Raw genomic sequence first — 2,918 nt, forward strand, 5'->3', positions numbered from 1 at the left:
GGGGTGTCCCCGCTAGAAGGGGTAGCGGCCAACAAAGTGGACGCGCAGGGGAAGACTTTCCCCTCCCCTCCTTTTTTTTAATTGCAAAAACCTCCAAACAAAAAGTCCGGAGGTTTGAGCCTGATTTTTATTCTGAGAGGCGGGCTGAAAGCTCGTCTTCGTCCCAGCCTACCTTGATAAAATATCCGCCGTAATTTTCGTTAAAGATTTTTTCGGTTTCGGCTGTTTGAAAGGCTGCTACGACTTTGCGGAAAAGCTCCACTTTTGCTGAATCTTTGAGACTTTCAGCATTTGCGGCAATCAAGTTCCAGTAATTTTTTTCTGTAAGGCTTGTGTCGGCAAAAATTGCGCTTTCTGTTTTTATTCCAAAGCTCAGAGCATAGTTTCCGTTGATAATCGCCGCGTCTACGTCTGGCAACGCCGAAGGAATTGTGTTTGCCTTGAGTTCTTTAATTTGAACTTTGCTTGTAAGAACGTCGTTGATTCTCGGATTAAAACCGGCATTTTCGTTGAGAGTTACCAGTCCTGCCGCCTGCAAAACTTTGAGCGCGCGCCCGCCGTTTGTAACATCGTCCGGAATTGCAACAACTGCGCCTTCTTTAAGCTCTGCTACAGATTTTACTTTTGTTGAATAAAGGTTGAGCGGAATAATGAATGTGTTTCCGATAATTTTTAAATTGTATCCGCGGGAAGCCGAATCTGCTTCCAAAAAAATTCTGTGCTGGAAAGCGTTAAGGTCAATGTCGTTGTTTGCAAGCGCTGTATTTGGTGTGCTGTAATCTGTAAAAAGCACAATCTGAAGGTCAATTCCTTCTGCCTTGAGCGCTTCTTTTGCAGGTTTCCAAATTTCTTCGTACATTGCCCCGACAACGCCAAGCTTTACTGTGTTTGATTTTTTTTCACCGCAAGAAGTAAAAAAAACCGAAATAAGTGCAAGCGCACTTGCCAAAATTGCAATGTTTTTTTTCATAAGAATCTCCCTTAAAAGACCGTATTTTTGAAATCAGCCTTTTGTTTTTATTCCCTAGCAAATCACTAGGTAAACTATATTTTTGTTTATACTACTTTTAGTTTTTTTATTCAATAGTTTTTTATTTTTTTGTTTTTTTAAGCAATTTTTTTTAATGCGTGTGTTTTTTTATAAAATTTGTGCCTGCCCATTGAATAAGATTTACAACAATGACAAGCAAAATAATTGTAAGCCAGGTTATGTCCTGCATATTCATATCGTGTCCGTACTGAATCGCAAAATTTCCAAGACCGCCAGCTCCAACTGCCCCTGCCATTGCCGTCAATCCAATTAAACTTACCGTCGTAATCATAGTTCCGCGGACAATCGGGCCAATGCTTTCTTTTAGGTAAACCCTAAGAACAATATCCCACGGACTCAATCCCATGCTCACGGCCGCTTCGACAAGACCAGAATCAACTTCCGCAAGAGCGGTTTCAATCTGCCGGCTAAAAAACGGCACAGTTCCAAAAACCAAAGGCACAATCGCACCGCGAACATCGATCGAAGTTCCCATAATAAGCCGGCTCAACGGCATAACTCCCGTAAGCAAAATAATGAACGGAATCGAGCGGAAAAAATTTATCAGTTTATCCAAAATCTGATAAACAATTTTATTTTCGAGAATCGCTCCTTTTTTGGTAACAACAAGAGTAATTCCAAAGACAAGCCCCAAAACAAAACTTATCGCGCCAGACCAGAGCGTCATCTGCAAAGTTTGAACAATCGAAATTCCAAAATTCACATAACGCTTGTTCGCCATCAAGTTCGGAAGAATTTTTGTCAAAAACTCAAGCATTTTTTAAAACCTCCACACCAACATTTTCTTCGCGGATATGTTCAAGAGCGCGTTCAATCGCTTCTTTTTTTCCGCTAATAATTGCAATTGTTCCACCGATCGGCGCATTCTGAACAATTTCGATTTCTGCAAAAATAATATTCATCGTCACATCGTAAATCCGCGAAGTTGCGCTGATTAAAGGCTCGCTCACGTTTTTTTGAATATACGAAAAACGTACAAGATATTCGCCTTTTTCCAGATGAACAACAGGGCTGTCTTCTTCAATCAATTCCTCGATTTTTGTTAAGCTCGAAGTCGCCTTAATAAAGCGTTTTGTAACTTCGTTCTGCGGATTTGCAAAAATATCGAAAACATCTCCCTTCTCAACAATTTTTCCGTGTTCCATAACCGCAACTTTGTCGCAAATCTCTTTTATAACTTCCATCTGGTGCGTAATAATCACAATCGTAAGCCCAAGTTTTTTATTCAATTTTTTTAGAAGTTTTAAAATCGCCTTTGTCGTCGTCGGATCAAGCGCGCTCGTCGCTTCGTCGCAAAGCAAAATGTCCGGATCATTGGCAAGAGCGCGGGCAATCGCAACACGCTGTTTTTGGCCGCCGGAAAGCTGCGACGGAAAATTTTTATCCTTGTCGTTAATTTCTACAAGCTCCAAAAGCGAATGAACTTTTTGCGAAATCTCCTCCTTAGAAAGTCCAGAATGTTTTAACGGAAAAGCGACATTTTCAAAAACATTGCGGCTTTTCATCAAATTAAAATGCTGAAAAATCATTCCAATTTTTTTTCGTTCCTGCCTCAGTTCTTTTTCCGAAAGCGAAAGAAAATCCTTGCCTTTTACAATCACTTGTCCAGAAGTCGGTCTTCCAAGAAGGTTAATCGTCCGCACCAAAGTCGACTTCCCTGCCCCGCTAAAACCGATAATTCCATAAATCTCGCCTTTTTCAACCGAAACAGAAGCATCTTTAACCGCGTCAAAAATTTTTCCGTCCTGCTCAAAAGTTTTGGTTATGTTTTTTAATTCAATAATTGCCACAAAAACCTCCATATTTAAATTTTTTGGGCCATTTTTGCTTTCGCAAAAACCGGGCTTTCCGTACTTCCGCGTCTTCG

The 2,918-nt window shown here is 40.6% G+C and carries 3 protein-coding genes; all 3 read right to left on the reverse strand.

Going from position 1 to position 2,918, the window contains the following annotated elements; genetic code table 11:
- Positions 1 to 127 precede the first annotated feature (127 nt).
- Positions 128 to 970, reverse strand: coding sequence for a MetQ/NlpA family ABC transporter substrate-binding protein (locus B2X33_RS04070; protein WP_296024901.1), 843 nt, complete (start codon positions 968 to 970; stop codon positions 128 to 130).
- A 151-nt stretch (positions 971 to 1,121) separates the two neighbouring features.
- A complete protein-coding gene (locus B2X33_RS04075; protein WP_296024898.1) occupies positions 1,122 to 1,808 on the reverse strand; it encodes a methionine ABC transporter permease in 687 nt (228 codons plus the stop codon).
- A partial coding sequence (locus B2X33_RS04080) for a methionine ABC transporter ATP-binding protein (protein ID WP_296667844.1) occupies positions 1,801 to 2,918 on the reverse strand: 1,118 nt, incomplete at its 5' end. The genes B2X33_RS04080 and B2X33_RS04075, both read right to left, overlap by 8 nt.

Source organism: Treponema sp. UBA785 (assembly GCF_002297065.1).
Taxonomy (GTDB): domain Bacteria; phylum Spirochaetota; class Spirochaetia; order Treponematales; family Treponemataceae; genus Treponema_D.

What these genes read in the sequence shown, in the direction of transcription:
- B2X33_RS04075 (WP_296024898.1), bottom strand. Translation starts at nt 1,808, where the DNA reads ATGCTTGAGTTTTTGACAAAAATTCTTCCGAACTTGATGGCGAACAAG.
- B2X33_RS04070 (WP_296024901.1), bottom strand. Translation starts at nt 970, where the DNA reads ATGAAAAAAAACATTGCAATTTTGGCAAGTGCGCTTGCACTTATTTCG.